Origin of the sequence: Candidatus Bipolaricaulis anaerobius (genome assembly GCF_900465355.1) — a bacterium.
In the GTDB taxonomy this organism is placed as follows: Bacteria; Bipolaricaulota; Bipolaricaulia; order Bipolaricaulales; family Bipolaricaulaceae; genus Bipolaricaulis; species Bipolaricaulis anaerobius.
On sequence record NZ_LS483254.1, the window covers coordinates 1,234,078 to 1,258,333 of the forward strand.

Consider the following 24,256-nt stretch of genomic DNA (forward strand, 5'->3'; position numbering starts at 1 on the left):
GGGTGCGGGTTAGCGAGGGGGCTCCGCGGCGTAGCCCCGTTCGAGGGCTTCCCGGTTCAGCTCGATCAACCGTTCACGGGCCTTGGCCCCGAGCTCAACAGCCATCGCCTTCGCGACCGTCTCAAGGGGGAGGATGCCAAGGGCGCGCACCACCGCCCCGAGGGCGATCATGTTCGCCACGCGTGGCTCCCCGAGCTCCCGGGCGACGTCGTTCGCCGCGACGAAGATCCCGCGCACATCCTTCCGCGTGAGGTCGCGTTCGATGAGCGACCGGTTCACCACGATCGCCCCACCCTCGGCGACCCGCGGCTCGAACCGATCGAGGGACGGGCCGTTCATCGCGAGGAGGACATCCGGGTTCTCCCCGATCGGCGACCCGATCGGCTCATCGGAGAGGACCACGGTACAGTTGGCTGTTCCCCCGCGCATCTCCGGCCCGTAGGAGGGAAGCCAGGTCACGTCGAGGCCAGCCTCCATCCCCGCCCGGGCGAGGATCTTCCCCGCCAGGAGCACCCCCTGCCCTCCGAACCCCGCACACACCACCGCTCGCTCCATCTCTACCCCCTATCCACGAGGTCCCCGAGGGGGAACGCCCCCGTCACGACATCGGCCACGTGCTGGTGGGCCGCCGCGGGGGGCATCCTCCATCCCGTGGGGCACGTCGCCAGGATCTCCACGAGCGAGTACCCCTTCCCCTCCACCTGGTAGCGGAGGGCCTTCTCGATCGCCTTCGTCGCCTGGGCAACGTGGCGTGGGTCGTGGAGCGACTGGCGGGTGACGTAGGCCGGAGCAGCAAGGGTGGCGATCAATTCCGCTACGGGAAGCGGATGCCCCATCGTGGAAACATCGCGCCCCTCGGGACAGCTCGTCGCCCGCTGCCCGGGAAGGGTGGTGGGGGCCATCTGCCCCCCGGTCATCCCGTAGATCTGGTTGTTCACGAAGATGACGGTGATCGCCTCGCCCCGGTTCGCGGCATGGATCGTCTCCGCCGTCCCGATCGCGGCCAGGTCACCGTCCCCCTGGTAGGAAATCACAACCAAGTCAGGGTTCGCCCGCTTGAGCCCCGTGGCCACGGCGGCCGCCCGGCCGTGGGAGGCTTGGATCCCGTCGCAGCGGAACCACTCGTAGGCGAACACAGCGCACCCCACGGGGGCGATGAACACGGTTCGTTCCTGCACTCCCAGCTTATCGATCGCCCCCGCCACGAGGCGCGTGATGAGACCGTGGTCGCACCCCGGGCAGTACGTAAAATGCTTCTCGTTGAGGCTCGTGGGGCGAGCGAAGACCTTCACCATCGTCTCCGCCTCAGGCATAGCGCAGCACCTCCCGCAGGATATCGCTCGGGGTCGGCACGACCCCCCCCAGCTCCCCGTAGAACGGGGTCGCGGTGCGACCCTCCACCGCCAGCCGCACGTCCTCCCACATCTGGCCAGCGGATAGCTCCACCGTGAGGATGGCTTTCACCCGCTCGGCGAGGGTCCGAATCGGGGCGTAGGGGAACGGCCACAGGGTGACCGGACGGAGGAGCCCAACCTTGACCCCCCGCTCCCGCCCCCGCCGCACCACGGTCTTGGCGATCCTCCCCATCGTCCCGTACGCGATGAGGAGGACCTCCGCGTCCTCGGTCGCCACCTCCTCCCACCGCACCTCACGGGCCTCGATCTCCCGGTACCGGGCGTACCTCTTCACGTTGAGCTCCCGCAGCACCGTCGGCTCGAGGGCGAAGCTCGCGATCAGGTTGGGCTCTCGCCCCTTCGCCCCGGTGAGGGCCCACGGCTTGGGAGGGAGGGTCCCCGGATCACGCGGTGGAGGGAGGGTCACCGGCTCCATCATCTGCCCGAGCATCCCGTCGGCGAGGATCAGTGCTGGGACCCGATAGCGATCGGAGAGGTCGAAGGCGAGCCCCGCCAGTTCGGCCGCCTCCTGGCCGGTGGACGGGGCAAGGACGATCAGCCGGTAGTCGCCGTGGCCCCCGCCCTTCGTGGCCTGAAAGTAGTCCCCTTGCGCCGGGGCGATGTTCCCCAGTCCGGGCCCGCCCCGGGCGGCGTTGAGGATCACGCACGGGAGGTCCGCCCCCGCGAGGTAGGAAATCCCCTCCATCTTGAGGCTCACCCCGGGGGAGGAGGAGGAGGTCATCGCGCGCACCCCCGCTGCCGCCGCGCCGTAGCACATGTTGATCGCCGCCACCTCGCTCTCCGCCTGGAGGAACGCCCCTCCAGCCTTGGGGAGGTGGGCCGCCATGTATTCCAGGACCTCGTTCTGGGGGGTGATCGGGTAGCCGAAGTACGCGCGGAGCCCCGCACGGATCGCTGCCTCGGCCATCGCCTCGTTGCCGGTCATGAGCTGTCGTTCCGCCATCCGCCCCTCCTTACCGCTGCGGCTCGCCGGATGGTCGCCCCGCACCCCGCGCCGGGGTGCCAGCGGCCGCTTTCTCCCGGTAGACCTCGATCGCCACGTCGGGACACGTCTGAGCACAAAGGGCGCAGCCGGTGCACGCCTCAGGGTGAACGGCTGCGGCCACGGCGTATCCTGAACTGTTGTACTCTTTGGACAGATCGAGCACCCCGAACGGACACACGGCGACACACAGGCCGCACCCCTTGCACCGTTCCCGGTCTACCACCACCTTCCCCTTGGGCATCGCTCGCCTCCTAGTCCAGTTCCAATCGTTTGGATGTGCGGTCCCCGTGGCGGCGCTTGAGGCGCCCCAATGCGGCGTCGGTCGCCTTCAGCCACGCCTCGAGCCGCCGCTCCACCCGTTCCTCAGGCTCCGCGGGGAGGGGGGTGGCACCAGCGCGGCTGTTGAGGGCGGACCGGAACTCGATCGCCTCGCGGTGATAGGCGAGGGCATCCCGATCCTGGTCCGTGACCCGGCGCAGGGAGAGGGTGGGCCGGTCGAGGCGGTCCAACCCGATCACCTTGACGAGGACCTCCTGGCCCACGATGAGGGCCCTCCCGCCCGGGCCGTCGCCCACGGTAGGGATCTCCGACGTGTGGAGGAACCCCACCCCTCCTTCCGGGAACCCGATCAGAACACCGTTGAGTTGGATCTCCAGCACCTTCCCCAGCGCAAGGTCACCGACCCGGGGGTTGGGAGTCATCGTCTCCCCTCACCTCCCGCGCGGTCCTCCTCAGGGGTCATGCCTTGGCAACCTTGCCCGCCTTGATGCAGCGGGTACAAACCTCGATCCGCACCCGCCGCCCGTTGTGGACGACGTGGATGCGCTGCAGGTTGGGCAGGCGCACCCGGCGACTGTGGCGGCCGGAGTGGCTCACCTTCGCCCCGAACTCGGGGCCCCGGCCGCAGATTTCGCATCTTCGTGCCATCTCAATCCTCCTTGTGCACGTAGTGAGGGGCAAGTGGACGCGGGTCATCGGGTCCCCCCGACTGAAACCGGTCCCAGCCTTGGCGGGCAACCTCGCTCGCCCGAGGGTGGGCGAACCGCGCCCCGGCGCAGGTGACCCCCGGCGCACAAGTCGCGATCTCGTCCCGGAACTGCTCGACCCCGGATCCAACGAGGAGAGCGCCCGGCTGTTCGACCACCTTGGCGAGGGCCTCCCGCCACGGGAGCACGGCTTCCGCCCCCACGCGGTCCCGGGTTGCCCACGCCATGTACACGAACTCCCGGCGGTCATGGATCCACACCGCGACCTTCCCCGGCCACCACGCAACCGGTCCGGCGAGGGCCTCGGTGTGGCGAACCCCCACCACGGGAACCTGTAAAGCCTGCGCCATTCCCTGGGCGAATGCAAGGCCGACCCGGAGACCGGTGAACGAACCGGGGCCGATGTCAACGGCGATCAGTTCGATCTCTTCCCGCTTCGCCGCCGCCAGACGGAGCAAGGCATCCACCGCCGCGGGGAGGACTCCCCCCCCGCTGCGGCCCATCGGCAGCACGAATTCGTGCTCCCCACCACCCAGGGAAACAAGGGCGACTCCGCCCTGGGCGCCCGCAGTCTCGATCCCCAACACCACGGTCCATCTTAGAGGCCAGCTCCCGGGGCGCGCAACTCCGCCTCACGAAGGAGGCGGGGCGGGGGATGCGTTCCCGCTAGGATTTGCTCGCCGCGGAGGCGATCCTGGGCGATCGCACGGGCGAGGGCCTTCTCATCGGCGAAGCGCTCGTCAGGCCTGAGGAAGGAGAGGAGGTGGACCTCCACTGACCCCACCACCTCGCCGTGGGGGGGGGTGAAGAGGTGGACCTCGGCCGAGGGGGATAGCCCAGGGAACGTCGGCCGGTCCCCGATGTAGAATAGAGCCTTGCTTTCCCCGAGCGACCATTGAACCCACGCCGCGTACACCCCGCGCCGCGGCCGCACGAGCTCGGGGGCGAGGTCGAGGTTCACCGTGGGGTAGCCGAGCCGGCGGGCGAGCTTCACCCCCGACGTCGGGCTCCCGGCGAGCCACGCTGGCCGGCCGAGGAGCAAGGCCGCCTGATCCACCTCCCCCCGGGCAATGAGGTCCCGGATCCGGCCCGCGCTCACCACCTCCCCCTCCCACCGCCAGGGGGCGACGACGTGCACCGCCAGGTTGAGGGGGGAGGCGAGGCGCTGGAGGGTGGCCACATCCCCCGCCCGATCCCGGCCGAACCGGTGATCCGGCCCCACCACGGCCACTGTCGCCCCGAGCCGGGCGACGAGTTCCTCACCCACGAACTCCTCGGCGCTCAGGTCCTGGATCCGTTCCCAGGGGGCCACCACGACCTCGTCGGCGTGATCCCGGAGCAGGCGCACCTTGGCGGGGAGGGTGAGGAGAGAGGGCCCCCGGGGAGGGAACGTGTAGGCGACCACAGGGAGCCCGGCGGCGCGCTGGCGCGCCTCCGCGAGGAGGAACTGGTGGCCGCGATGGACGCCGTCAAACCGCCCCACCGCCACGGCACAGGACATCCGCGTTAGGAGGTCTTGCTGGCGAGGATGAGCCACCCGTAGCTGCGCAGGGATCCGTACCCGATCTCATCCCCCTCGGGGCTCCAGCACGGGAACGCATCGCGCCACTCGTCAAAGGTGAACGCGGTCCGCTCCCGCCCATCGCGGCGGATGACGTGGATGTCGGATGGCCCGCGCAGGCTCGACTCAAACGCGATCCATTCCCCATCCGGGGAGAAACGGGGGCACCAGTCGAAGAACGGGTCCTCGGTCAGCATCTCGATCCGGTCTCCCTCCACGAGGTCGAGGACGTACAGGTCCCAACTCAGCGTCGCCCCGACCTGCCACAGGCCGACGAAGGCGAGCGATCGGCCATCGGGGGAGAAGTCGGGGGTGTCCACCGGACCAGGGGTGCGGGTGAGCCGGCGGACCGTCCCCGAGGGAAGATCGAACAGGTACAAGTCGCACTGCCCATCCGCATACGCGATGAACGCGATGCTCGTCCCATCCGGCGACACGGCGGGCCGCGCGATGAGCTCGACCCCGGGGAGGGCCCCCGACTGCCGGAGCTGGTCTTGGGAGAAGAGGAGGGTCCGCTCCCCAGCGAGGGTGGCCTGCCACAGGGCGTAGCCTTGCTCGCTGAACGCCACGTACACGAACCAATCCCCGGGCCCGAACCGCGCCCAGTCGGTGGCCGCGCCCTCGGTCAGCGGACGGGCGTTCCGCCCCTCCGGGGCGAGCCCAACCCACACTTCCCCTTCGTCCACGTACAGCACGTACTGGCCATCCCGCGACCAGTCAAGGGCCGTCAGGCCGAGGAGCCCCGCCCCCGCCTGGATCGGGATCAGGAGAAGCAGCCCAACGCACAGCCTGCGCATCACGCCCATTCTAGGCACGAGGCCGGAACGGGACAACTCCGACGCCCCCATCCCTTGCGGGGGGAAAGGGTCAGAACCCATCCCGCACCTCCACGACGTCCAGTTCCGCGACCCGCGCCGGGATGCTGAGGAGGGAGGCAAGGTTGGGCTGGGTCGCCCCGCCGTCCCCGGAGATGAGCTCCTTCACGTACAGCCCACCCTGACAGAGGATCTCGACCTCCGCTTCCGTGGGGGAGAGGAGGCGGCCCGTGGCCGCGAGGACCCTCCGCCGGCGGACGAGGTCAGCCCGCCGATGACGGACCCGCTCCGGGGTCCGCTGCTCGATCTCCCCCACAAGCGCCCCCACGGCCCGCGTGAAGGCCTCCTCGTCCACCGGCCGTGCAAGCTCGATCCGCGCCCGGTACCTTTTGTCGGCCCGTTCCTCCTTCACCTGGGCCACGAGGTCCGCCGTGCCCGGTCGGAGGTCGAGGACCTCCACCTTCCCCGCGGCGGCAGCGTTCACCTCGCGGGCAATCGCCTCCAGGTCGAGGGTGCGGATCGTGGGCTCCTTGACCTCGATCACGAACGGCCGACCCCGGCCGAGCATCCGCGCGTCGATGTCCTCCCGCCCTGCCCCGTGGAGGTGGCCTCCCGTGCCGCCGCTGGCGGCGAGGAACGCGGGGAGCACGAGCTCCTCGACCGAGGTCGGGTACTGCTTCCCCGTCCCCCCGCAGCTCACGCAGCCCCGGCCACGGCAGCTCCGGCACGGCCAGTGGGTTTGGGGGATCCCCCGCGCGAGCTTCCGGTACCGGCCGTAGAAGAAGGCCGGGGCGACGGTGAGCGCGATCGCCCCCGTGTCGAGGTCCACCGTGAACTGTACGTCCGGGCGGGCGAAGTCCACCGTCGCCTCCCGCCCCGCCAGTTCCCGCTCGAACGCCTTCCCCAGCTCCCGATTCACATCGCGCCTGAACGGTTCGGCCCACGGGGAGGGGAACCGCTCAGCGAGGAACTCCTCCACCGCCTCGTGGCGGGGGGAGAGGCGCACGCCGAAGAGGAACGTGGCGAACTCCCGATCCCGAACGAGTTCGGCCGCCTCGCGGGCCCGCGCAGCGAGGGTCGGCCACAGGCCTTGGCAGACCCAGCACCGTCCCTCGGGGACCGACGCCCCGCCGCCGGCTGCGGCACGGAGGATCCTCCCCCGCTCCGCATTGGGGACACCGGAGCCCAGCCCAGCGAAGCGACGCCCGAGGCACCGATCGCAGATCGGCCCCGCGGAGGCAAGAGAGGCGGCGAGTTCGAGCGGGTCCACGAAGGAGATTATAGGGGGTAAGGCGCGTATACTGATCCCCTATGCCCCTCGTACGGGGCGAGGAGGATCCGATGACGATGCGTGAGGTGGTGCGGAGGGTCGGGGCATGGGTCGCCGTTCTGACCGCAGTTTTGGGGGCAACCGCCGTCGCGGCAGGGGATGTGGTGGCCTGGATCCCCTACGCGCGGATCACCCCCGAGTACGACAACGTGGTTGCCATCCTCGGGTTCCGCCCGACGGAGACGACGACGACCGACCCGGCGGAGCTCGACCTCCTGCTCGCGGGCCGGCCGGTGCTCCTCATCCCCGAGCAATCGGAGGCCGAAGAGAGGGCCCTCGAGGAGCTGGGCCTCGCCACGGCAACCGTCCTGACCGGGTTCCTCGCCCAAGGAGGCCGGATCGTGGGCCTGACCTACTCCCAGGGGGCCGAGGACATCCTGCGCGGGGCCGGGCTATGGGCTGTGACGGATGACTACAACGTCACGGGCGGTGACATCGCGATCGCCCTTCCCACTGACCCCTTGGCGCGGGACGTCCCCGCGCGCTACGAGGGTCCGGACGGGAGCACCGACTTCGCGAACCTGCCCCGGGACGCGGTGGTGGTCGCCTGGGACACGGTGGACGAGGCGCCGGTCGTCTTCCGCTGGGAGACACGGGGGGGAACGGTGGTCATGCTCGGGTTCGACTGCTACGAGTACAACGACGCGACGGCGCAACTCCTCACGAACGCGGTTGAGGTTGCGCTTGGGACGCCCGTCGAACCAGCCGCGGACAACGTGGTGCAGGACCTGGGCCCAGCCGATATCGAGGACATCCTCATCCAGCTTGGCTACACGTTCGACAGGAGGACCGACGACTACGGCGATCCGGCCTGGGTGATCTACCTCAACGTGGCCACGGTGGCGCTGTTCGTGGACGACCCGGTGGAGGATGCCCCGGGCCGGTACCAGTACCTTCAACTCTATGCGGGGTGGCTCACCGGCGGCGCGACCCCGTGCGAGGTCGTCAACGCGTGGAACCAGGCCAAGCGGGGCTCGCGCGCCTACCTCGACGAGGACGGTGACGTGGCGCTCGAGGCCGATCTCTACCTGCGGGGCGGGGTGACGCGGGACACGATCGCCGAGTTCCTGGAACGATTCGAGCGGATCCTGCCCATCTTCCTCGACCACCTGCACGAGGGCTAGCGAGCGCCTCGTTCGTCATGGGTTCGCCCGGGGCCGGGAGGTCGTTGCCCCGCCCCGGGCGAGCGTCCATTGCGATCCGCTACAGCCGGCCTCCCATCGTAAGGGCGAGGACCGCCTTTGGGGCATGAAGCCGGTTCTCCGCCTGGTCGTACAGCCACGCCAGCTCGGGGTCATCGCACAGCTCAACGTCGGCCTCGTTGCCGCGGTCGATGGGCATCACGTGCATGAGGTACCCGGGCTTCGCCAGTCCCCTGTGCCTCTTACGGGTGTACTTCCAATCCTTGAACCTCTCCGCGTTCTTGATCTCCGCCTCTTTGCCGATCTCGTAGCGGCGGGCTCATCCACCCCCGGGGGAACACGACCGTCGCCCCCTTCACGGCATCGTCAAGCTCAGTGGTGACCTCGAACTTCCCCCCGCCCTGTTGGGCGAACTTCTGAGCCAAGTTCAAGGCCGCGGGGTCGAGCTCGTAGCCCATCTCCGCGAGCACCCTCGCCACGCCGGAGACCCGCTCGGTGGAATAGACCACCTCCTCCCCTTCCGTGGCGGAGCACCGCACCGCTTTCTCGTAAACATCCGGGGCAGGGTGTTACGCCCTGCCCCGGACGCAGCTCGGGCAGGGCGAATACCTATGGTCTCCCGCCCATCGTGAGCGCCATGACCGCCTTCGCCGTGTGGAGCCGGTTCTCCGCCTCGTCGTACACCACCGACTGCGGCCCGTCGATCACCGCATCCGTGACCTCCTTGCCGCGGTCAGCGGGAAGGGCATGCATGTAGATCGCGTGACGCCGCGTCAGCTTCATCCGCCGCTCGTCGCAGATCCAGTCCCGATGCTTCTTCGTCTCGGCGACGATCCCCTCCGGGGTCGAGGCGGCGAAAAAGCCGCCCCAGTTCTTCGGGATCACGACATCGGCCTTGTCGAACGCTTCGTCCATATCGTGGGTCACCGTGATCTTGCCCCCGTGGTGGGCCGCGTTCTCCCGGGCCTGGGCCATGATCTCCGGGCTGAGATCGAACTTCTCCGGGTAGGCAAGGGTGATGTCCATCCCGTACCGCGCGAAGAGGAGGATCTGCGATTGCGGGACAGACAGGGGCTTGAGGTGCGATTCAGCGTAGGCCCAGCTGATCCCGACCTTCACTCCGTGGAGATCCGTCCCGAATCGCTCCCGAATCGTCATGATGTCGGCGAGAACCTGCATCGGGTGGTACACGTCATCCTGCAGGTTGAGGACAGGGACCCGCGACCGGGCAGCGGTCCGGCGCAGGTACTCGTTCCCCTTCCCGTACTCGCAGGCGCGGATCGCGATCGCGTGCCCGAGACGCGACAGGACCTCCGCCGTGTCCTCCGGGGTCTCGCCATGGGAGAGCTGGAGCTTGTCTGGGGTGAGAAAATGCGCATGTCCGCCGAGCTGGGTGATCCCGGCCTCGATCGAATTCCGCGTCCGGGTGGAGCTGTCGTAGAAGATCATGAACACCGTCTTGTAGAGGAGCCATGGGGTTGGCTCATCGTGAGCGAACTTCAGTTTCAGCTCCCGCGCCACGTCCAGAAAGACGTCGATCTCGTCGCGGGTGTAGTCCTGGCACGTGATGAAGTGCCGCCCTCGGAAGAAACTGGACATACGGTTACCCTCCTTTTATTTGCGAAACTTGGGCCAGCTCGGTGAGGAGCGTGGCCGGAAACGCAGCGTAAAACGCTGCGCTGAACACAAGGTCTTCGGTCTTCACTCGTTCGTTCGGGGCATGGGCGAGCGCCTCCGCCCCTGGACCGAATCCTACCGTGGGGATGTGGTACACGCCCGCGGTAACCGTGCCGTTCGTGCTGAAGTTCCAGTGCGCGATCTCGGGGTCCCGTCCAAAAACGCGGCGATAGGTCTTCGCCGCCGCGCGGGTGATGAGGGCATCCTCCGCCTCGAGCCACACCGGGAAGTACTTCTCGGTGGGATAGCGCAGCCCGGTATAACTCGGCTCGTCGAACACGAGCTCACGCACCGTTCCCGCGATCCCCGCTCGCCGGAGGGCGTCCTCCAGCTCGCGAAACACCTGGTCCTTGGACTCGCCAACGGTCAGGCGGCGATCGAGGTGGACCTCGCACACATCGGGGACGGCGTTCAGAGACGGCGACTGGGAGCTGATCTCCGTGACAGCGATCGTCCCCTTGCCGAGCACTGGCCTCACGGGGAGCCGCTCGTTCAGGCATTCGAGCTCGGCCACGACGCGTGCCATCTTGTAGACCGCGTTGTCCCCGAGCTCGGGGGAGCTGGCGTGGGCCGAGCGGCCGGCGACGCGCAGCCGCACCTCGATCCGTCCCCGCTGTCCGCGGTTCACCCTCATCTCTGTCGGCTCGGTGATGAGGACGAAATCTGGGCGCAGCCCGGACTCCTCGATGATGTACCGCCAGCAGAGGCCGTCGCAGTCCTCCTCGAGGACCGAGCCCACGACGTACACCGTGAAGGCATCGAGAGCCCCGAGTTCTCTCATGATCTTCATCCCGTAAATCATCGCCGCCATCGCGGCCTTCTGGTCCGACGCCCCGCGCCCGTAGAGCCAGGTGCCGTCGGTGTCGCCACTGTAGGGATCTCGCTCCCAGAGGTCACGGTTCCCCGGCTCGACGGTGTCGATGTGGGCGTCGATCGCGATCTTCACCGGGCCATCGCCGACCTGGCCGATGACGTTCCCGAACGGATCGGTCCACACCTTGGCGAACCCGGCGGCTTGCATCTCCGACGCGATCAGCTGGACGATCTCTCCCTCTCGTCCCGACGGGCTCGGCGTCTGGATGATGCGCCGGCCCAGGCCGACGATCTCTGCGCGATAGGCCTCTGCCCGAGCGAGGAACTCGCTCCTCATCGTTCCTCCTTTCCGATAGGCGAGCAAGTGGCGGCACTACCCCCGCACGACCTGTGTCCCCGCGCGGCCCTCCGCGGCCTCCACCGCCTGGGCGAGGGAGGCGATCACAGCTCGCTCCCCTCCAGCCTCGATGAACCGCACACAAGCCTTGACCTTCGGCTCCATCGAGCCCTTGGCGAAGTGCCCCTGTTGCGCGTACCCCTTCGCCTCGGCGACCGTCAACCGGTCGAGGACCTTCTCCCCAGGCCTCTTGTAGTTCAGGCGCACCCGGTCCACATCGGTGAGGATGAGGAACACCGCCGCTCCCACATCCTCGGCGAGCCTTTCCCCAGCGAGGTCCTTGTCGATCACCGCCTCCACGCCCCGATAGGTCCCATCCTCCTTGATCACCGGGATCCCCCCACCGCCGGAGGCGACGACGATCGCCCGGTTCTCGACCAATAGACGGATCGCCTCCCGCTCCACGATCGCCTTGGGGTCTGGAGAGGGGACGACCCGCCGCCAGCCGCGCCCGGCGTCCTCAACGACGTGCCACCCCTTCTCCGCCTGGAGGCGCTTCGCCTCCTCGGCAGAATAGAACGGGCCCACCGGCTTGGTGGGATTCTCGAAGGCGGGGTCGGCCTTGTCCACCAGGACCTGGGTGACGATCGTCGCCACGGGGATATCGCCCCGCCCCGCGTGGGCGAGCACATTATGGAACGCCTGTTGGATCATGTACCCGATGAACCCCTGCGACTCCGCCCCGCAGACGTCCATCGGCATCGGGGGGACCACCGCCTTCGCCGCATCCTGCTGGAGGAGGATGTTCCCCACCTGGGGGCCGTTGCCGTGGGTGATCACGAGGCGCCATTTTCCCGAGAGGACCATCGCCGCCAGCTGCTCCACCGTGCGCTGGACGTTGCCGTACTGCTCCTCGAACGTCCCCTTTTGCCCCGGCTGGAGGATCGCGTTACCCCCCAGGGCCACCACGACCGTCTTCTTCGTCACCTGAGCACACTCCTTCGTGGGTTCTAGCCAGTTGCCTCGTCGCTGGGGACGAGGCGCCACATCCGCATCCAGTGCGCGCGCATCGCCGCGCGGGCCTGGGCCGGATGGCGGGCGCGCACCGCCGCCGCCACACTCCGGTGCAGCCCCGCCACCTCGCCGATGTCCCCCGCGTCCTTCAGGTAGTACTCCCGGGTGAACTCCCGGTACAGCCGTTCGTCCATCGTGTGGATGAGGGGGACGAGCACCGCACTGAGGAGGCTGTTCCCGGTCGCCTCCACCAGGGCGAGGTGGAATCCCTTGTCGGCGGAAAAGTAGGCATCGAAGGTCGTCGGATCAGCGAGCGAACCGAGCTCGGCACCGATCGCCTCCAGCCGCTCCGCCTGGGCCTCCGTCCTCTTCCGCGCTGCGAGCTCCGCCAGCGGCGGCTCCAAGACCGTCCGCGCCTCCATGATCTCCAGACAGCTCGCCTCGCTCTCCAGAAGGAGCAACGCCTGGCGGGCAAGCGGCTCCGTGGGCGGGCGCACGAAATTTCCGATCCCGACGCGCGGCTCGATCAGGCCCACCGCGGCGAGGCCGGACAGGGCCTCGCGGACGGTGGGCCGGCTCACCCCCATCATCTGGGCGAGCTCGGCCTCCGAGGGGAGTCTGGCCTCCGGGGCGAACGCGCCGCGGCGGATGGCCTCCAGGATCTGTTCAGCCACCTCCGTCGAGGCCTTCGTGGATCGGACTCTATGGAACTCCATGCTTGTCAACCTGTCAGACAGTATGCTAGCATTATCACCTACACCGGTCAATAAAGAGGAGGACCATGATCGATCTTTCCAAGCGTGAAAAAGGGCGCATGCGGGCGGCGAAGCGGGCGCGGGAGCGGGGCATCGTCGTCCCCACGTTCGCGGAGATGCGCGACCCGGAGAAGATTCGTCCGGAGATCCGCGCTGAGCTCAAGGAGATTGGGCTATGGGATGCCCATCCCCGCAACCTGTTCCGCATCACGTGGAAGAACGAGCCCGTCAAGCAGGGCGGCGGGTTCGGCGGCGTGAACCACATCGAGTTCCCGCCCGCTCTCACCGGGGTCCGGGCGCGGGTGATCGCCCTCGTCGGGAAGTGGTTCCCCACCGGATCCCACAAAGTGGGAGCCACCTTCGGGTGCCTCGTGCCGCGCCTCGTGACCGGGCAGTTCGACCCCACGGTCCACAAGGCGGCATGGCCGTCCACCGGGAACTACTGCCGGGGGGGGGCGTACAACTCCGCCCTTCTTGGGTGCGAGTCCATCGCCATCCTCCCCGAGGGGATGAGCCGGGAGCGGTTCGAATGGCTGCGCCAAATCGCGGGTGAGGTCATCGCCACTCCCGGGAGCGAATCCAACGTGTGGGAGATCTTCCAGAAGTGCAAGGAGCTCCAGGTGACGCGGGACGACGTCATGATCTTCAACCAGTTTGATGAATTCGGTAACCACCTCTGGCACTACGCGGTGACCGGCCCGGCGATGGAGGAGGTCCTCGCCGCCGAGCTCAGGGCGGGCGAGCGGTACGCTGGCGTGGTCCTCACTTCTGGCTCGGCGGGCACCTTGGCGAGCGGGGACTACCTCAAGGAGGCCCATCCCCAAAGCAGGATCGCCGTCGGGGAGTCCCTCCAGTGCCCAACCCTCCTCCAGGCCGGGTTCGGGAGCCACCGCATTGAGGGGATCGGGGACAAGCACGTCCCGTGGATCCACAACGTGCGGAACACGGATCTCGTCATCGCTCTCGATGACGAGGGACCTCTTTCCCTCATCCGGCTCTTCAACGAGCCCGAGGGCCGCAACCACCTCCTCCGCCAGGGCGTCCCGGCATCGCTCGTGGATCAGCTCGACCTCGTGGGGATCTCCGGCGCGGCGAACCTCCTTTTGGCGGTGAAGTTCGCCCGCTACTATGAGCTCACGGAGCGCGATGTCGTCCTCACCGTGCTCACCGACTCGATGGAGCTCTACCGGAGCCGGATCGCGGAGCTGCGCGAGGAGCGGGGGCCGTACACGGCGCTCCACGCCGCCGCGGACCACGGGCGATGGCTCCTCGGGGCGACGACCGACCACCTGCTCGAGCTCACCTACACCGAGCGGAAGCGGATCCATAACCAGAAGTACTTCACGTGGGTCGAGCAGATGGGGAAGTCGGTCGAGGAGCTCAACGCCCAGTGGTACGACTGGCCAGAGTACTGGGATCGCATCCACCGTCAGGCGGACGCGATCGACGAGCTGATCGTGGAGTTCAACCGCGCTGTGGCGCAGGGGTAGCGTGGAGAGCCGCATCCTCGCTCGGGCGAGCGACGCCGCTTCCCGCGGGGAGCGAGCCGTCTTGGTGACGCTCGTCGGCGTGGAGGGGCCGGCCCCCCGCGCGCCGGGGGCGCGGATGCTCGTGTTCGCCGATGGGAGGAGCGAAGGGACGATCGGCGGCGGGTCGCTCGAGGCGCACGCGATCGAACGGGCCCAAGGCCTCCTCCTGACGGGCGGCACCGAGCTCGAGACCCTCGACCTGACCGACCGCGGGCTCAAGTGCGGGCGGGGGAAGGCGACCCTGTTCTACGAGGTCCTCTCCCCTGAGCCAGAGCTCGCCATCTTCGGCGCTGGCCATGTCGGCCGGGCCCTCGCCCGGCTCGCCCAGGAGGTGGCCGCCTTCCCGGTGACCGTATACGCGGGGCGCGGCGAGGAGAGCACGGAGTTCGCCGCGGTGCGCCCGGTGCCGGGGTTCAAGGGGATCCCCGCTCTCCCTTCCCCGAGCTACGCCGTCATCTGTACCGATTCCCATGCCACGGACCTCGACGTCGCCCGACAGGTCCTCCGTCAGGACCCGGGCCCGGCCTACGTGGGCATGCTCGGGTCGCAGGCGAAGTCGGCCGAGATCCGGACCCAGCTCGAACGGGACGGGATCCCACCCCAGCGGATCGCCGACCTGCACTGTCCGGTCGGACTCCCCCTGGGCGGCCGCTCCCCGGGCCTCGTCGCGCTCTCGATCCTCGCGGAGGTGGTGGCGTTCCACCACAGCCAGCTCGCCGCTGCCCAGGCGCGGCTCACGGGGCGAGGACCTTGAGCGGGGACCTCCTCGGGGCCGCCCTCGCCGCCCGGGCGGGAGCGCGGGCGATGGTCCTCACTGGGGGAATCGGCGTCGGGAAGACCCGTGCCGTCCTCACGCTCGCTGGCGACCTCCGGCGCCAGCACCTCCGCGTGGGGGGCGTCGCCTCGCCGTGGGCCCTCGTCGGTGGGGAGACGGTCGGGTACCGGGTGCGCGACCTCACCACGGGAGAGGAGCACCCCCTGTGCTCGCGCCCGGCCCCGGGGCTCCCGTCCTGTCGGTTCACCTTCTCCCCGGAGGGGCTCGCCTTCGCCAACGCCGTGCTTGCGCGGGCGACACGGGAGGCCGAGGTGATCGTGGTGGATGAGGTCGGTCCCCTCGAGCTCTCCGGAGGAGGGTTCACCCCTGGACTGCGGGCCGCCCTCGGATCACCGGCGTTCCTCATCCTCACCACGCGGCCCGCGCTTGTGGACGAGGTCCGGGCCTGGGCCGGCCTGGCAGGAGTCCCGACGATCGAGCTGGGCGAGCGCCCCCCCGCGCTGCGCACGCTGGCGGAGACGCAACACCTGTTCGATGCCGCGGCTGAACACTGCGCCCGCCCCACGGGGAGCACAGGCCCCCTCACCGGCTACGCGGATTCACTTGCCCGGGCGGCGACGCTTGTCACCATCGCGCCTGGGGAGAGGATCCTCGACATCGGAATCGGGACCGGTGCCTTCGCGTGCCGGGTCGCTGTGCCTGGGGTCGAGGTGTGGGGCGTGGATCCGTCCCCCACAATGCTCACCCGGTGCCAGAAGGAGCATCCCGACTACCACCTCCGCGAGGGCCACTTCCTCGCCCTCCCCGTCCCGGACGGGGCGTTCCACGCCGTCCTCTCCAGCTTCGCCTTCCACCACCTCGCGCCCACGGAGTACGAACCAGCGTTCGCCGAGATCACGCGCGTGCTAGAGCCCGGCAGGCGGTTTGCCCTCCTCGATATCCTGTTCACGACCGAACAGGCAAGAGAGGAGGCCCGCGTCATCCTCGGCGATCTATGGGACGACGAAGAGACCTATCCCCTCACTGCCGAAGTCGTCCAGGCGGCAGAGAGCGCCGGCGCGGTGGATGTCGCCCCCCATCGCGTGGGCCGGCTCCACTGGGCCATCACCGGTACAAGGCCCCATAGCCCCGTGAGCCGGGCCCGTCGGTCCCCCGCGGCGTAGCGGGGAGGGTTTCCCCGGTGGTCCCAGCTACCGGGGCGAGCCCCGGGCGGGGAGGCCGTGTGGGCAGGGGCGGCGGTCCCGGGTATCCTCCCCGGTCTGATCCCGAAGGAGGGTCCATGGACGAAGAAGCGGAGGGCAAGCTGTGGGAGATCGTCGAGGAGAGCGAGATCGGCCTCCTCATCACGAATGCCGAGGGCTATCCGCGCATGCGGCCGATGACGGTCATCGCCTATGATGAGGACGGGAACGTCTGGTTCGCCACGAGCAGGTCGTCGCATAAGGTGGAGGAGATCGCGCGCAACCCCCGGGCGACGGCGTGCTTCCTCAACCTGGAGGGGGGAGCCCATGCCCAGATCTTCGGCGAGGCCGAGATCGTGGATGACCCAGATCTCAAGAAGGAGCTGTGGGACGAGGAGTGGGGCGAGTACTGGGAGGGGCCGTCCGACCCTGACTACGCCCTCCTCGCCCTGCACGGGAAGCGCGCCGAGTACTACCTCCTCGACGAAGACGAGCTGTGGGTGGTGGAGTTTGAGGGCTAGATCCGAGGCAGCCGGCGGCTCGTCCCCTTGACCTAGCGCCCCGCCCGTGTAGCATCTATGTGCATGAGTCACTTAGAAGCGGAGGACACTCCTCCGGGCTGCTGCAGCGGGTCCCGCGACGGGCACGAGTGCTGCCCTCCCGGGGGAGCACGGGTGCGCGGGTTCACCCATTGCTGGCTCCTCCTCCAACTCGCGCGGGGCCCTGCCCACGGGTACGAGCTCCTGGAACGGATGGCCGCGGACGCCCCCGGAACCGATCCGGGGTACCTCTACCGGACCCTGCGCGGGTTCGAGGATGAGGGCCTGGTTCGCTCGTCGTGGGACACCAGTGGCAGCGGGCCCGCCCGACGGATATACGCGATCACCGATCAGGGCTGGGACTACCTCCGCGCCTGGTCCGTCCACATCCGCCGCACCCGCGACCAGCTCGATCGTTTCCTGAACGACTACGCGGCCCTCACCCATGGGCAAGGAGGTGAGAACGATGTGTGAACCGCATCCCCACGCTAGGGCGCAGGCGTTCAGCCATGCCTGCTGCGAGCCCATGCCGCACCCGATGCGCGGTTGCTGCGAACCGATGCCGGCTCCCCACCATGGGACCGGGTGTTGCGACCCCAATATCGGGTTCCGTCGCCGGTTTGTGAACCGCGAGGAGAAGATCGCCCAGCTCGAGGCCTACCTCGCTGACCTCCGGGCTGAGGCGAAGGCAGTGGAGGAGAAGCTGGCCAAGCTCCGCCGAGCGGAGTAAGGCACCGTGATCCTCCTCGGGTAGTTCAGGGGAGAGAGAAAGGGGGCGACCGGGCGGCCGCCCCCTTGATGAACAGCTTACCGCAGGGCGCGCGGATTATCGCGTCGACGATTGCGAGCACACTTCTGGCAGTAAACCGGGCGATCGGTCTTGGGCTCGAAGGGGAGCTCCTCGATCTTCGCACCGCAGTCCGCACAGGTGAGCCCCAAATGGCTCACGTTGTACATCTTGCGCCGCTCGTAGGTCATGTCGCCTCCTTACCGTGGGCCGATAGAGAACTCCTCGAACCAACGATGGCGGGAGTGTACACTGTTTCCGCCCATGTGCCAGGACTTACGTCCCACCCCCCCCGCGCCGCGGGGCCGGGGCGAGCGGGGGTGGATGATGGCCGAAGCCTGCGCCAACCGCGGCCCACGGTCCGCCAAGCCACCCCGCCGCTCACCGGCTACACTCTCCCCCGCGGGGCAACCCCACTTCAGCGAACACGCGCGAGGTGAGAACCATGAGCCGTCCACGCGGGGTTAGGGGGGAGGCCAGGCGGGCAACGATCACCGGGCCGTGCGTCCGCGAGGCGATGGAGCGCGCCGTTCGGCACCTCGCGGAGCACGAGGAGCTCATCAATGCCCTCAACGTGTTCCCCGTGCCCGATGGGGATACGGGGACGAACATGGTGCTCACCGTGCAGTCGGCGGTGGACGGGCTGCGGGAGCTGGGGGACGCTTCCCTCGGGAAGACCCTGGAGGTGATGGCGTCCCGGGCCCTCCTCGGGGCGCGGGGCAACTCCGGGGTGATCCTGGCCCAGTACCTGGTCGGGCTGAGCCAGGGGGTTGATTCCCACCGCGCCAGCTGGCAGACGTGGGCGGAGGCGCTCGCCCGGGCGACCGACGAGGCGTACCGGGCGGTGGCCGAGCCGAAAGAGGGGACGATCCTCACCCTGATGCGCGCCGTGGCGGAGGAGGCGAAGCGCCTCCAGGGTAAGCCCCTCCCTGCGGCGGCCCTCGCCCTCCTCTCCCGGGCCAATGAGGCCCTCGCCCAGACCCAGGAGATGCTGCCCGAGCTCGCCGAGGCGGGGGTGGTCGACTCCGGTGGCCTCGGGTACCTGTTCGCGCTCCGGGGGTTCGTGGAGCAGGTGGTGGGGGAGACCGAGATGGCGGAGCCCCTGCGAGCCCTGTTGGAGGAGAACCGCGAGAGGATGGAGGCCTACACCGCGGCCCGCCGGGAACCCGCCCCGGATGCTCCCGCCCTGCGGGATACCCCCTCCACCCGGTTCTGCCTCCAGTTCATCCTCCAGGGAGAGGACCTCCCCCTGGGGGAGATCCGGGAGCGCTTGAGCCGGGAGACGGCGTCGGTGGTGGTGGTCGGGGGGCCGACCATGGCCCATGTCCACGTCCATACCAACGATCCGGACAGTGCCCTCGGGATCGGCGCCACCTATGGGGAGGTGGGCCGGGTGAAACTGGACGATATCCACCGCCAGTACCACGATTTCGTGTTCGGGACCAAGGGTGAGGTCACGGGCCCCGTAGCCCTGATCGCGGTGGTCAATGGGGAGGGGCTGGCGGAGATCGCCCGGGGGTTGGGGGCAACGGAGGTCATCGTGGCGGACAAGATGAACCCCGCGGTGGGGGAGCTGTTGGAGGCGATCGGGCGAGTCCCCCAGGCCCAGGTGGTGATCCTGCCCAATAACGAGAACGGCATCCTGGTGGCCCAACATGCGGCCCAGCTCTCGGAGAAAGAGGTGCGGGTGGTTCCCACGACGACGATCCCCCAGGGGCTGGCCGCTCTCCTCGCCGCCGAGGGGGACCTGGCCTCCACCGTGGCCAAGATAGAGGGGGCGATGGGACGGGTGAGGACCGGGGAGGTGACCACGTCCATCCGCCGCACCAACCTCAACGGGCTTCCGATCCAGGCCGGGGAGTATCTCGCCATCTGGGACTCTTCCCCCATGTCCACCGGGAAAACCCCGGAGGAGGCGCTCCTCCGGTCCTTGCCCCAGGTGCTCGGGCAAGAGTCCCTCCTCACCCTGTTCTACGGGCGGGAGGTCACCAACGCCCAGGCGATGGGGCTTGCCGATGCGATCCGGGGCCAGTTCCCCAACCTCGAGGTCCAGATCTACTACGGGGGGCAGCCCTACCATCACTACATCGTTGCCCTGGAGTGAGGAGGGAGACATGGAAGCAAGCTTAGGGGTGGGGGCGGTGGTGCTCGGGTACCTGTTGGGCTCGCTCCCGGGGGCCCTCATCGTGGGAAAGCTTCGGGGGGTGAACCCGCGCACGGTGGGGACAGGGAACCCGGGGGCGGCGAACGTGTACCGGAAGCTCGGCCGGGGCTGGGGAATCCTCGTCGGCTGTTGGGATGCGGTGAAGGGGATTTTGCCGGTGTGGATCGCCAGGGCCCTGGGGGTAGGGCCATGGTGGGCCGCGGCGGCGGCCGCCGCGGCTGTGGCTGGCCACAACTGGCCCCTCTTCTTCCACTTCCGAGGTGGAAAGGGAGTGGCAACGACGCTCGGGGCTGCACTGGCGTTGGATCCCCTGGCCTTCGCCATCGCCTTCTCCGCGTTCGCCGGGGTCTTCATCCTCCTCGCCCTCACCCCCGCCGCTCCGCTGAAGGTCCCCTGGGGGGCGGGGGCGTTCTCCGTAGCGTTCCTCATCCTGGAGGCGCTTACGGGTGGCTCGGCCCTCCTGTTCGCCGTTGCGGCCCCCACCATGATGCTCGCGGCCCAACGTCACGCCATCCGCAGGTCGTTCGCCGCTGTCCGCCAGCGTCGGCGGGAGAGGAGGGAATGAATGGCCAAGGTGCTCACGGGAAGCGTGAGCGGCGTCCCCGCGGAGGTGGCCGAGCGGTTTGGGCTCGGTCTCGTCCCCTACTACGTCACCTATGCCGGGAAGACGTGGAATGAGCTCGAGATGGACAGGGTGGACCTCTACCGCTGGATGCGGGAGTCAACTGGTTTTCCCACCACCTCTCAGCCCACCCGCGAGGACTTCCTCGCGGCGTTTGAGCGGGCGGCCCAGGAATCCCCGGCCGTCATCTACATCTGCCTCTCCTCCCGCTACTCCAAGGCCTATGCCGTGGCCACGGGGGTGAAGGAGGAACTCCGGACGAGGCTCCCCGAGCTCGCTGTGGACATCATCGACTCCCGGACCGGAGCCGCTGGGCATGGCCTGGTGGCCCTGGAGATGGCCCGCCTGGCCCAACAGGGCCTCTCCCGGGAGGAGCTCCTCGGGCGGTGGGAGGAGGTCCGGGCCCGGAGCAGGTGCTTCGCGGTCCTCGACACGCTCAAGTACCTGGCCCGCGGCGGCCGGATCCACCACGCCCAGGCCTGGCTGGGCTCCATCCTCCGGGTGAAGCCGGTCCTCACTTACTCCGACGAGGGGGAGACGATCCCCGTGACCCGGGTCCGCACCGCGGCCCAGGGGCTGGAGTTCATCGTGGAGGAGGCCCGCCGCCACCTCGAGGAGAGGAAGGCGACCGGGGTGCGGTTCGTCGTCGATGACGCCGACAACGCGGAGTGGACGGAGGAGGTCCGGGAGCGGCTCGAGCGGGAGTTCGCCCCGGAGGAGATCCTGCGGTGGACCATGAGCCCGGTGGTGGGGGCGCACACCGGCCCGGGGAGCTGGGGCGTGGCCTGGTACCCGGTGCCCTGACCCGTGGCCTACGAGCGGTTCATCTCCTCTTCCACTTCCCTTTCTCCCGCGGCGTAGAACCCCTCCTCGTCGGGGGCCAGCTCCCGCAGGAGCCGCAGGAACTCGCCCGCGTGGACGCGCTCCTCATCAGCGATGTCCCTCAGCACCGCGATCGCAAGCTCGTGGTCGGTGGACTCGGCGAGCTGCGTGTACAGCTGGATCGCCTCGTACTCCGCCGCGATCATGAACCGGATCGCACGGACAAGCTCCGCCTGCGTCAGCTTCCTCGCGCTCGCTAACCCTGAAAACGACGATCCAAATTCAGGCATGATCTTCCCCCTTCCTCGCGGCCGCATCGGCCACGGTCATCCATCCTACGGCAAGGCGCGCGACCGTTCACGCGCCCATCGGGACAGCCCCCTCCACGGGCCTTCCACGTAGGATCCACGGCCGATCCTCGCCGAGGAAGGAGGGGATGGGCGATGGCGGAGTATCATCGGCCCGCGCGGACTACTGCGTGGTGGTCGCACCCCTCGTGGTGAGGGCAGTGCGGCCGAAGCCAGAGCCGACCATGGTGTGGAAGAAGAACTACACGAGGAGAACCACGATGCCCCACTCTCGCCTCTCTCTCCCCATCCGGGGGATGACCTGCGCCTCGTGCGCGGCCCACGTGGAGCGGGCCCTCGCACGCGTCCCCGGCGTCGCCTCCGCCGAGGTGAACTTGGCCACAGAGCGGGCCACGGTGGACCTCGGGGAGGACGTGCCCCTCTCCTCCCTCGTCCGGGCGGTCCGGGACGCTGGCTACGACGTGCCGGTGGAGACGCTCACCCTCGCCATCAGCGGGATGACCTGTGCCTCGTGCGCGGCCCACGTGGAGGCGGCCTTGGCCGGGGTCGCGGGGGTCGTCGCGGCGACCGTGAACCTGACCACGGGGCGGGCCACCGTGGCGTTCCTCCCTGGACTCGCCGAGCCAAGCGACCTCATCTCCGCCGTGGCCGCGGCGGGATACGAGGCCCATCCAGCGGATGCGGTGGCCCCACCGGATGAAGCGGAGCGCAGGACGAGAGAAAGCCGGCTCCGAATGCGCCTCGCGTGGGCCCTGACCGTCCCCATCATCCTGTGGATGATCCCCGACATGTTCTGGGGCGTGATGTGGCCCACCCCGGCTGCCTTCAACGCGGGGATGATCCTCCTCGCGCTGCCCGCCTTGGCAGTGGGCCACCGTACCTACCGCTCTGCCCTCGCCGCGGTGCGGCACCGCTCCGCGAACATGGACACCCTCATCGCCCTCGGCACGACCGTCTCGTTCCTCACCGGCCCGGCGTCGTTCTTCACCCCGCTCGCCAACTACGCCGGCGTGGCGGCGATGATCATGGCGTTCCACCTCACCGGCCGTCACGTGGAGGAGACGGCCAAGGGCCGCGCCTCCCGGGCGATCCGGAGGCTGGTGGAGCTTGGGGCGAACACGGCCCGCGTCCTCCGCGAGGGAGCGGAGGTCGAGGTGCCGATCGAAGCCGTCCAGGTCGGGGACATGATCGTCGTCCGCCCCGGGGAGAAGATCCCCACCGATGGGGTCGTGATCGAGGGCGAGAGCGCAGTGGACGAATCCATGGCCACCGGCGAGTCCATGCCCGTGGAGAAGAGGCCTGGGCAGGAGGTCATCGGGGCCACGGTGAACCAAGACGGTCTCCTCACGATCCGGGCGACGCGGGTGGGGAGGGAGACGTTCCTCTCCCAGGTGATCCGGCTCGTGGAGGAGGCGCAGGGCTCGAAGGTCCCCATCCAGGAGCTCGCCGATCGGGTGACCGCCATATTCGTCCCCCTGATCCTCGCACTTGCCCTGCTCACCATCCTCCTGTGGATCGTCGCCCCGGGGGCGATGCGGCCCCTCGTGACAGCCGGGTCCTTCCTGCCGTGGGTGAACCCCGACCTCGGACCCATCCCGCTCGCCCTCCTGTCAGCGGTGGCCGTGCTCGTCATCGCTTGCCCGTGCGCCCTTGGCCTCGCCACTCCCACCGCGCTGATGGTGGGAAGCGGGATCGGGGCTGAGCGGGGCATCCTCATCCGCTCTGGGGAAGCCCTCCAGGCCCTCCGTGCCGTGCGCGTGGTGGCGTTCGATAAGACGGGGACGATCACAAAGGGCCAGCCGGAGGTGACGGACCTCGTCCCCGCCGCGGGCGTGGCGACGGCGGACCTCCTGCGGATGGCGGCCGCGGCCGAGCAGGGGAGCGAGCACCCGCTGGGGAAGGCGATCGTGCGGCGAGCCGGCGCCGAAGGAATGACGATCCCCCGGGCACGGGAGTTCCAAGCCGTGCGGGGGAAGGGCGTGATCGCCCAGGTGGATGGGCAGGAGGTGGTCGTGGGATCGCGGTACCTCCTCGCGGAGCGGGGCGTGGACCCGTCTCCCCTCGCCGAGGCGCTGCGCCAGCTGGAGGGGGAGGCGAAGACGGCGGTCCTGGTGGCAGCGGGCGGGCGCCCCCTCGGCGCGATCGCCGTGGCGGACACGCCGAAAGAGGACGCTTCACGTGCCATAGAAGAACTGCGCCGAATGGGCCTCCACACGGTGATCGTGACCGGAGACAACCGCCGCACCGCCGCAGCGATCGCGCGCGAGGTGGGGATCGCGGAGGTGCGGGCGGAGGTCCTGCCCGACGGCAAGGCGGGCGAGGTGCGTCGGCTCCAGGAGGCGTTCGGCCTGGTGGCGTTCGTCGGGGACGGGATCAACGATGCCCCCGCCCTCGCCCAGGCCGATGTGGGGATCGCCATCGGCACCGGCACCGACATCGCCATCGAGGCAAGCGACGTGACCCTCGTGCGCGGTGAGCTGACCTCCGTCGTCCAGGCGATCCGCCTCTCCCGCGCTACGTTCCGCGTGATCCGCCAGAACCTGTTCTGGGCGCTTGCCTACAATGTGGTGATGATCCCACTGGCGCTGATCGGCTGGATGCACCCCATCCTGGCGGAGGCCACGATGGCAACCTCTTCGGTATCCGTGGTGACGAACTCCATCCGCCTCCGCCGGGCCCGGATCTAGGAGCACGCCCGA

29 protein-coding genes are annotated in these 24,256 nt (G+C 69.1%); 11 read left to right on the forward strand and 18 right to left on the reverse strand.

Translation table 11 applies throughout. The features are described 5' to 3' along the window. Nucleotides 1–9: 9 nt before the first annotated feature. The 10 genes from BARAN1_RS05995 to BARAN1_RS06040 form a co-directional block, all read right to left on the reverse strand. Nucleotides 10–555, reverse strand: coding sequence for a 2-oxoacid:ferredoxin oxidoreductase subunit gamma family protein (locus tag BARAN1_RS05995; protein ID WP_122031641.1), 546 nt, complete (start codon nucleotides 553–555; stop codon nucleotides 10–12). Between the two features lie 2 nt (nucleotides 556–557). Beyond that, nucleotides 558–1,313, reverse strand: a complete 756-nt coding sequence (locus BARAN1_RS06000) for a thiamine pyrophosphate-dependent enzyme (protein ID WP_231944256.1) — start codon at nucleotides 1,311–1,313, stop codon at nucleotides 558–560. After that, nucleotides 1,306–2,358, reverse strand: a complete 1,053-nt coding sequence (locus BARAN1_RS06005) for a 3-methyl-2-oxobutanoate dehydrogenase subunit VorB (RefSeq protein WP_122031642.1) — start codon at nucleotides 2,356–2,358, stop codon at nucleotides 1,306–1,308. The genes BARAN1_RS06000 and BARAN1_RS06005 overlap by 8 nt, the downstream gene beginning before the upstream one ends. A 10-nt stretch (nucleotides 2,359–2,368) precedes the next feature. Beyond that, nucleotides 2,369–2,641, reverse strand: coding sequence for a 4Fe-4S dicluster domain-containing protein (locus BARAN1_RS06010; RefSeq protein WP_122031643.1), 273 nt, complete (start codon nucleotides 2,639–2,641; stop codon nucleotides 2,369–2,371). Nucleotides 2,642–2,651: 10 nt separating this feature from the next. After that, entirely contained in the window at nucleotides 2,652–3,101 is a 450-nt protein-coding gene (locus tag BARAN1_RS06015) for a S1 RNA-binding domain-containing protein (RefSeq protein ID WP_122031644.1), read from the reverse strand. A 37-nt stretch (nucleotides 3,102–3,138) separates the two neighbouring features. Further along, nucleotides 3,139–3,327: a 50S ribosomal protein L28 gene (gene rpmB / locus BARAN1_RS06020; protein WP_122031645.1), complete on the reverse strand. Its 189-nt coding sequence runs from the start codon at nucleotides 3,325–3,327 to the stop codon at nucleotides 3,139–3,141. Nucleotide 3,328: 1 nt separating this feature from the next. Then, entirely contained in the window at nucleotides 3,329–3,973 is a 645-nt protein-coding gene (tsaB, locus tag BARAN1_RS06025) for a tRNA (adenosine(37)-N6)-threonylcarbamoyltransferase complex dimerization subunit type 1 TsaB (RefSeq protein ID WP_157959531.1), read from the reverse strand. A gap of 11 nt (nucleotides 3,974–3,984) precedes the next feature. Continuing rightward, a complete protein-coding gene (locus BARAN1_RS06030) occupies nucleotides 3,985–4,887 on the reverse strand; it encodes a riboflavin kinase (protein WP_122031647.1) in 903 nt (300 codons plus the stop codon). 5 nt (nucleotides 4,888–4,892) lie between these two features. Continuing rightward, nucleotides 4,893–5,744: a TolB family protein gene (locus tag BARAN1_RS06035; protein ID WP_162297767.1), complete on the reverse strand. Its 852-nt coding sequence runs from the start codon at nucleotides 5,742–5,744 to the stop codon at nucleotides 4,893–4,895. 70 nt (nucleotides 5,745–5,814) lie between these two features. Further along, on the reverse strand, nucleotides 5,815–7,032 hold the full coding sequence (locus BARAN1_RS06040) for a tRNA pseudouridine(54/55) synthase Pus10 (RefSeq protein ID WP_122031649.1): 1,218 nt from the start codon (nucleotides 7,030–7,032) through the stop codon (nucleotides 5,815–5,817). Between the two features lie 71 nt (nucleotides 7,033–7,103). On the opposite strand from BARAN1_RS06040, the gene BARAN1_RS06045 reads away from it, so the two are divergent. Further along, nucleotides 7,104–8,216, forward strand: a complete 1,113-nt coding sequence (locus tag BARAN1_RS06045) for a YbjN domain-containing protein (RefSeq protein WP_157959532.1) — start codon at nucleotides 7,104–7,106, stop codon at nucleotides 8,214–8,216. 79 nt (nucleotides 8,217–8,295) lie between these two features. On the opposite strand, the gene BARAN1_RS06050 is transcribed toward BARAN1_RS06045, so the two are convergent. The 6 genes from BARAN1_RS06050 to BARAN1_RS06075 form a co-directional block, all read right to left on the reverse strand. Beyond that, the gene (locus BARAN1_RS06050) at nucleotides 8,296–8,538 is read right to left on the reverse strand and encodes a hypothetical protein (protein ID WP_122031651.1); all 243 of its coding nucleotides are present in this window, start codon (nucleotides 8,536–8,538) and stop codon (nucleotides 8,296–8,298) included. After that, nucleotides 8,477–8,773: a hypothetical protein gene (locus BARAN1_RS06055; protein WP_122031652.1), complete on the reverse strand. Its 297-nt coding sequence runs from the start codon at nucleotides 8,771–8,773 to the stop codon at nucleotides 8,477–8,479. The genes BARAN1_RS06050 and BARAN1_RS06055 overlap by 62 nt, the downstream gene beginning before the upstream one ends. Before the next feature lie 70 nt (nucleotides 8,774–8,843). Then, nucleotides 8,844–9,833 carry an ornithine carbamoyltransferase gene (locus tag BARAN1_RS06060; protein WP_122031653.1) on the reverse strand — a complete coding sequence of 330 codons (990 nt, stop codon included), beginning with the start codon at nucleotides 9,831–9,833 and terminating at the stop codon, nucleotides 8,844–8,846. Nucleotides 9,834–9,837: 4 nt separating this feature from the next. Further along, nucleotides 9,838–11,061: a YgeY family selenium metabolism-linked hydrolase gene (locus BARAN1_RS06065; RefSeq protein WP_122031654.1), complete on the reverse strand. Its 1,224-nt coding sequence runs from the start codon at nucleotides 11,059–11,061 to the stop codon at nucleotides 9,838–9,840. 36 nt (nucleotides 11,062–11,097) lie between these two features. After that, nucleotides 11,098–12,048, reverse strand: a complete 951-nt coding sequence (gene arcC, locus BARAN1_RS06070) for a carbamate kinase (RefSeq protein WP_122031655.1) — start codon at nucleotides 12,046–12,048, stop codon at nucleotides 11,098–11,100. A gap of 23 nt (nucleotides 12,049–12,071) precedes the next feature. Next, a complete protein-coding gene (locus BARAN1_RS06075; protein ID WP_162297768.1) occupies nucleotides 12,072–12,749 on the reverse strand; it encodes a FadR/GntR family transcriptional regulator in 678 nt (225 codons plus the stop codon). A 107-nt stretch (nucleotides 12,750–12,856) separates the two neighbouring features. On the opposite strand from BARAN1_RS06075, the gene BARAN1_RS06080 reads away from it, so the two are divergent. From BARAN1_RS06080 to BARAN1_RS06550, 6 genes are all read left to right on the forward strand, one after another. Beyond that, nucleotides 12,857–14,320 carry a pyridoxal-phosphate dependent enzyme gene (locus BARAN1_RS06080; RefSeq protein WP_122031657.1) on the forward strand — a complete coding sequence of 488 codons (1,464 nt, stop codon included), beginning with the start codon at nucleotides 12,857–12,859 and terminating at the stop codon, nucleotides 14,318–14,320. A 1-nt stretch (nucleotide 14,321) separates the two neighbouring features. Further along, entirely contained in the window at nucleotides 14,322–15,113 is a 792-nt protein-coding gene (locus BARAN1_RS06085) for an XdhC family protein (protein WP_122031658.1), read from the forward strand. Further along, nucleotides 15,110–16,297, forward strand: coding sequence for a methyltransferase domain-containing protein (locus BARAN1_RS06090; RefSeq protein WP_122031659.1), 1,188 nt, complete (start codon nucleotides 15,110–15,112; stop codon nucleotides 16,295–16,297). Before BARAN1_RS06085 ends, BARAN1_RS06090 begins: the two co-directional genes overlap by 4 nt. 116 nt (nucleotides 16,298–16,413) lie before the next feature. Next, nucleotides 16,414–16,836: a pyridoxamine 5'-phosphate oxidase family protein gene (locus BARAN1_RS06095; protein ID WP_122031660.1), complete on the forward strand. Its 423-nt coding sequence runs from the start codon at nucleotides 16,414–16,416 to the stop codon at nucleotides 16,834–16,836. Nucleotides 16,837–16,899: 63 nt separating this feature from the next. Next, a complete protein-coding gene (locus BARAN1_RS06100; protein WP_122031661.1) occupies nucleotides 16,900–17,328 on the forward strand; it encodes a PadR family transcriptional regulator in 429 nt (142 codons plus the stop codon). Continuing rightward, on the forward strand, nucleotides 17,321–17,584 hold the full coding sequence (locus tag BARAN1_RS06550; protein ID WP_157959533.1) for a hypothetical protein: 264 nt from the start codon (nucleotides 17,321–17,323) through the stop codon (nucleotides 17,582–17,584). Before BARAN1_RS06100 ends, BARAN1_RS06550 begins: the two co-directional genes overlap by 8 nt. 77 nt (nucleotides 17,585–17,661) lie before the next feature. On the opposite strand, the gene BARAN1_RS06105 is transcribed toward BARAN1_RS06550, so the two are convergent. Continuing rightward, nucleotides 17,662–17,832, reverse strand: a complete 171-nt coding sequence (locus BARAN1_RS06105; protein WP_174202510.1) for a CxxC-x17-CxxC domain-containing protein — start codon at nucleotides 17,830–17,832, stop codon at nucleotides 17,662–17,664. 254 nt (nucleotides 17,833–18,086) lie between these two features. Here BARAN1_RS06105 and BARAN1_RS06110 point away from each other — a divergent pair, with 254 nt between their 5' ends. Genes BARAN1_RS06110 through BARAN1_RS06120 form a run of 3 tightly spaced genes read left to right on the forward strand, consistent with a single transcriptional unit; the run spans nucleotide 18,087 to nucleotide 21,231 of the window. Further along, nucleotides 18,087–19,745, forward strand: coding sequence for a DAK2 domain-containing protein (locus BARAN1_RS06110; protein WP_122031662.1), 1,659 nt, complete (start codon nucleotides 18,087–18,089; stop codon nucleotides 19,743–19,745). 10 nt (nucleotides 19,746–19,755) lie between these two features. After that, nucleotides 19,756–20,370 carry a glycerol-3-phosphate acyltransferase gene (locus BARAN1_RS06115; RefSeq protein ID WP_157959534.1) on the forward strand — a complete coding sequence of 205 codons (615 nt, stop codon included), beginning with the start codon at nucleotides 19,756–19,758 and terminating at the stop codon, nucleotides 20,368–20,370. After that, nucleotides 20,371–21,231, forward strand: coding sequence for a DegV family protein (locus BARAN1_RS06120; RefSeq protein WP_122031664.1), 861 nt, complete (start codon nucleotides 20,371–20,373; stop codon nucleotides 21,229–21,231). 8 nt (nucleotides 21,232–21,239) lie between these two features. Here BARAN1_RS06120 and BARAN1_RS06125 read toward each other — a convergent pair whose 3' ends face one another. Next, complete coding sequence (locus BARAN1_RS06125; RefSeq protein WP_122031805.1) at nucleotides 21,240–21,539, reverse strand: encapsulin nanocompartment ferritin-likeEncB family encapsulin nanocompartment ferritin-like cargo protein cargo protein; 300 nt, start codon at nucleotides 21,537–21,539, stop codon at nucleotides 21,240–21,242. A 146-nt stretch (nucleotides 21,540–21,685) separates the two neighbouring features. Here BARAN1_RS06125 and BARAN1_RS06130 point away from each other — a divergent pair, with 146 nt between their 5' ends. Further along, on the forward strand, nucleotides 21,686–24,244 hold the full coding sequence (locus BARAN1_RS06130; RefSeq protein WP_231944257.1) for a heavy metal translocating P-type ATPase: 2,559 nt from the start codon (nucleotides 21,686–21,688) through the stop codon (nucleotides 24,242–24,244). Nucleotides 24,245–24,256: the final 12 nt, after the last annotated feature.

Coding starts and splice junctions, on each gene's coding strand:
- BARAN1_RS05995 (WP_122031641.1), bottom strand. CDS start 555: ATGGAGCGAGCGGTGGTGTGTGCGGGGTTCGGAGGGCAGGGGGTGCTC.
- BARAN1_RS06000 (WP_231944256.1), bottom strand. CDS start 1,313: ATGCCTGAGGCGGAGACGATGGTGAAGGTCTTCGCTCGCCCCACGAGC.
- BARAN1_RS06005 (WP_122031642.1), bottom strand. CDS start 2,358: ATGGCGGAACGACAGCTCATGACCGGCAACGAGGCGATGGCCGAGGCA.
- BARAN1_RS06010 (WP_122031643.1), bottom strand. CDS start 2,641: ATGCCCAAGGGGAAGGTGGTGGTAGACCGGGAACGGTGCAAGGGGTGC.
- BARAN1_RS06015 (WP_122031644.1), bottom strand. CDS start 3,101: ATGACTCCCAACCCCCGGGTCGGTGACCTTGCGCTGGGGAAGGTGCTG.
- rpmB (WP_122031645.1), bottom strand. CDS start 3,327: ATGGCACGAAGATGCGAAATCTGCGGCCGGGGCCCCGAGTTCGGGGCG.
- BARAN1_RS06030 (WP_122031647.1), bottom strand. CDS start 4,887: ATGTCCTGTGCCGTGGCGGTGGGGCGGTTTGACGGCGTCCATCGCGGC.
- BARAN1_RS06035 (WP_162297767.1), bottom strand. CDS start 5,744: ATGCGCAGGCTGTGCGTTGGGCTGCTTCTCCTGATCCCGATCCAGGCG.
- BARAN1_RS06045 (WP_157959532.1), top strand. CDS start 7,104: ATGACGATGCGTGAGGTGGTGCGGAGGGTCGGGGCATGGGTCGCCGTT.
- BARAN1_RS06060 (WP_122031653.1), bottom strand. CDS start 9,833: ATGTCCAGTTTCTTCCGAGGGCGGCACTTCATCACGTGCCAGGACTAC.
- BARAN1_RS06065 (WP_122031654.1), bottom strand. CDS start 11,061: ATGAGGAGCGAGTTCCTCGCTCGGGCAGAGGCCTATCGCGCAGAGATC.
- BARAN1_RS06080 (WP_122031657.1), top strand. CDS start 12,857: ATGATCGATCTTTCCAAGCGTGAAAAAGGGCGCATGCGGGCGGCGAAG.
- BARAN1_RS06095 (WP_122031660.1), top strand. CDS start 16,414: ATGGACGAAGAAGCGGAGGGCAAGCTGTGGGAGATCGTCGAGGAGAGC.
- BARAN1_RS06100 (WP_122031661.1), top strand. CDS start 16,900: ATGAGTCACTTAGAAGCGGAGGACACTCCTCCGGGCTGCTGCAGCGGG.
- BARAN1_RS06550 (WP_157959533.1), top strand. CDS start 17,321: ATGTGTGAACCGCATCCCCACGCTAGGGCGCAGGCGTTCAGCCATGCC.
- BARAN1_RS06105 (WP_174202510.1), bottom strand. CDS start 17,832: ATGACCTACGAGCGGCGCAAGATGTACAACGTGAGCCATTTGGGGCTC.
- BARAN1_RS06110 (WP_122031662.1), top strand. CDS start 18,087: ATGAGCCGTCCACGCGGGGTTAGGGGGGAGGCCAGGCGGGCAACGATC.
- BARAN1_RS06115 (WP_157959534.1), top strand. CDS start 19,756: ATGGAAGCAAGCTTAGGGGTGGGGGCGGTGGTGCTCGGGTACCTGTTG.
- BARAN1_RS06120 (WP_122031664.1), top strand. CDS start 20,371: ATGGCCAAGGTGCTCACGGGAAGCGTGAGCGGCGTCCCCGCGGAGGTG.
- BARAN1_RS06125 (WP_122031805.1), bottom strand. CDS start 21,539: ATGCCTGAATTTGGATCGTCGTTTTCAGGGTTAGCGAGCGCGAGGAAG.
- BARAN1_RS06130 (WP_231944257.1), top strand. CDS start 21,686: ATGGGCGATGGCGGAGTATCATCGGCCCGCGCGGACTACTGCGTGGTG.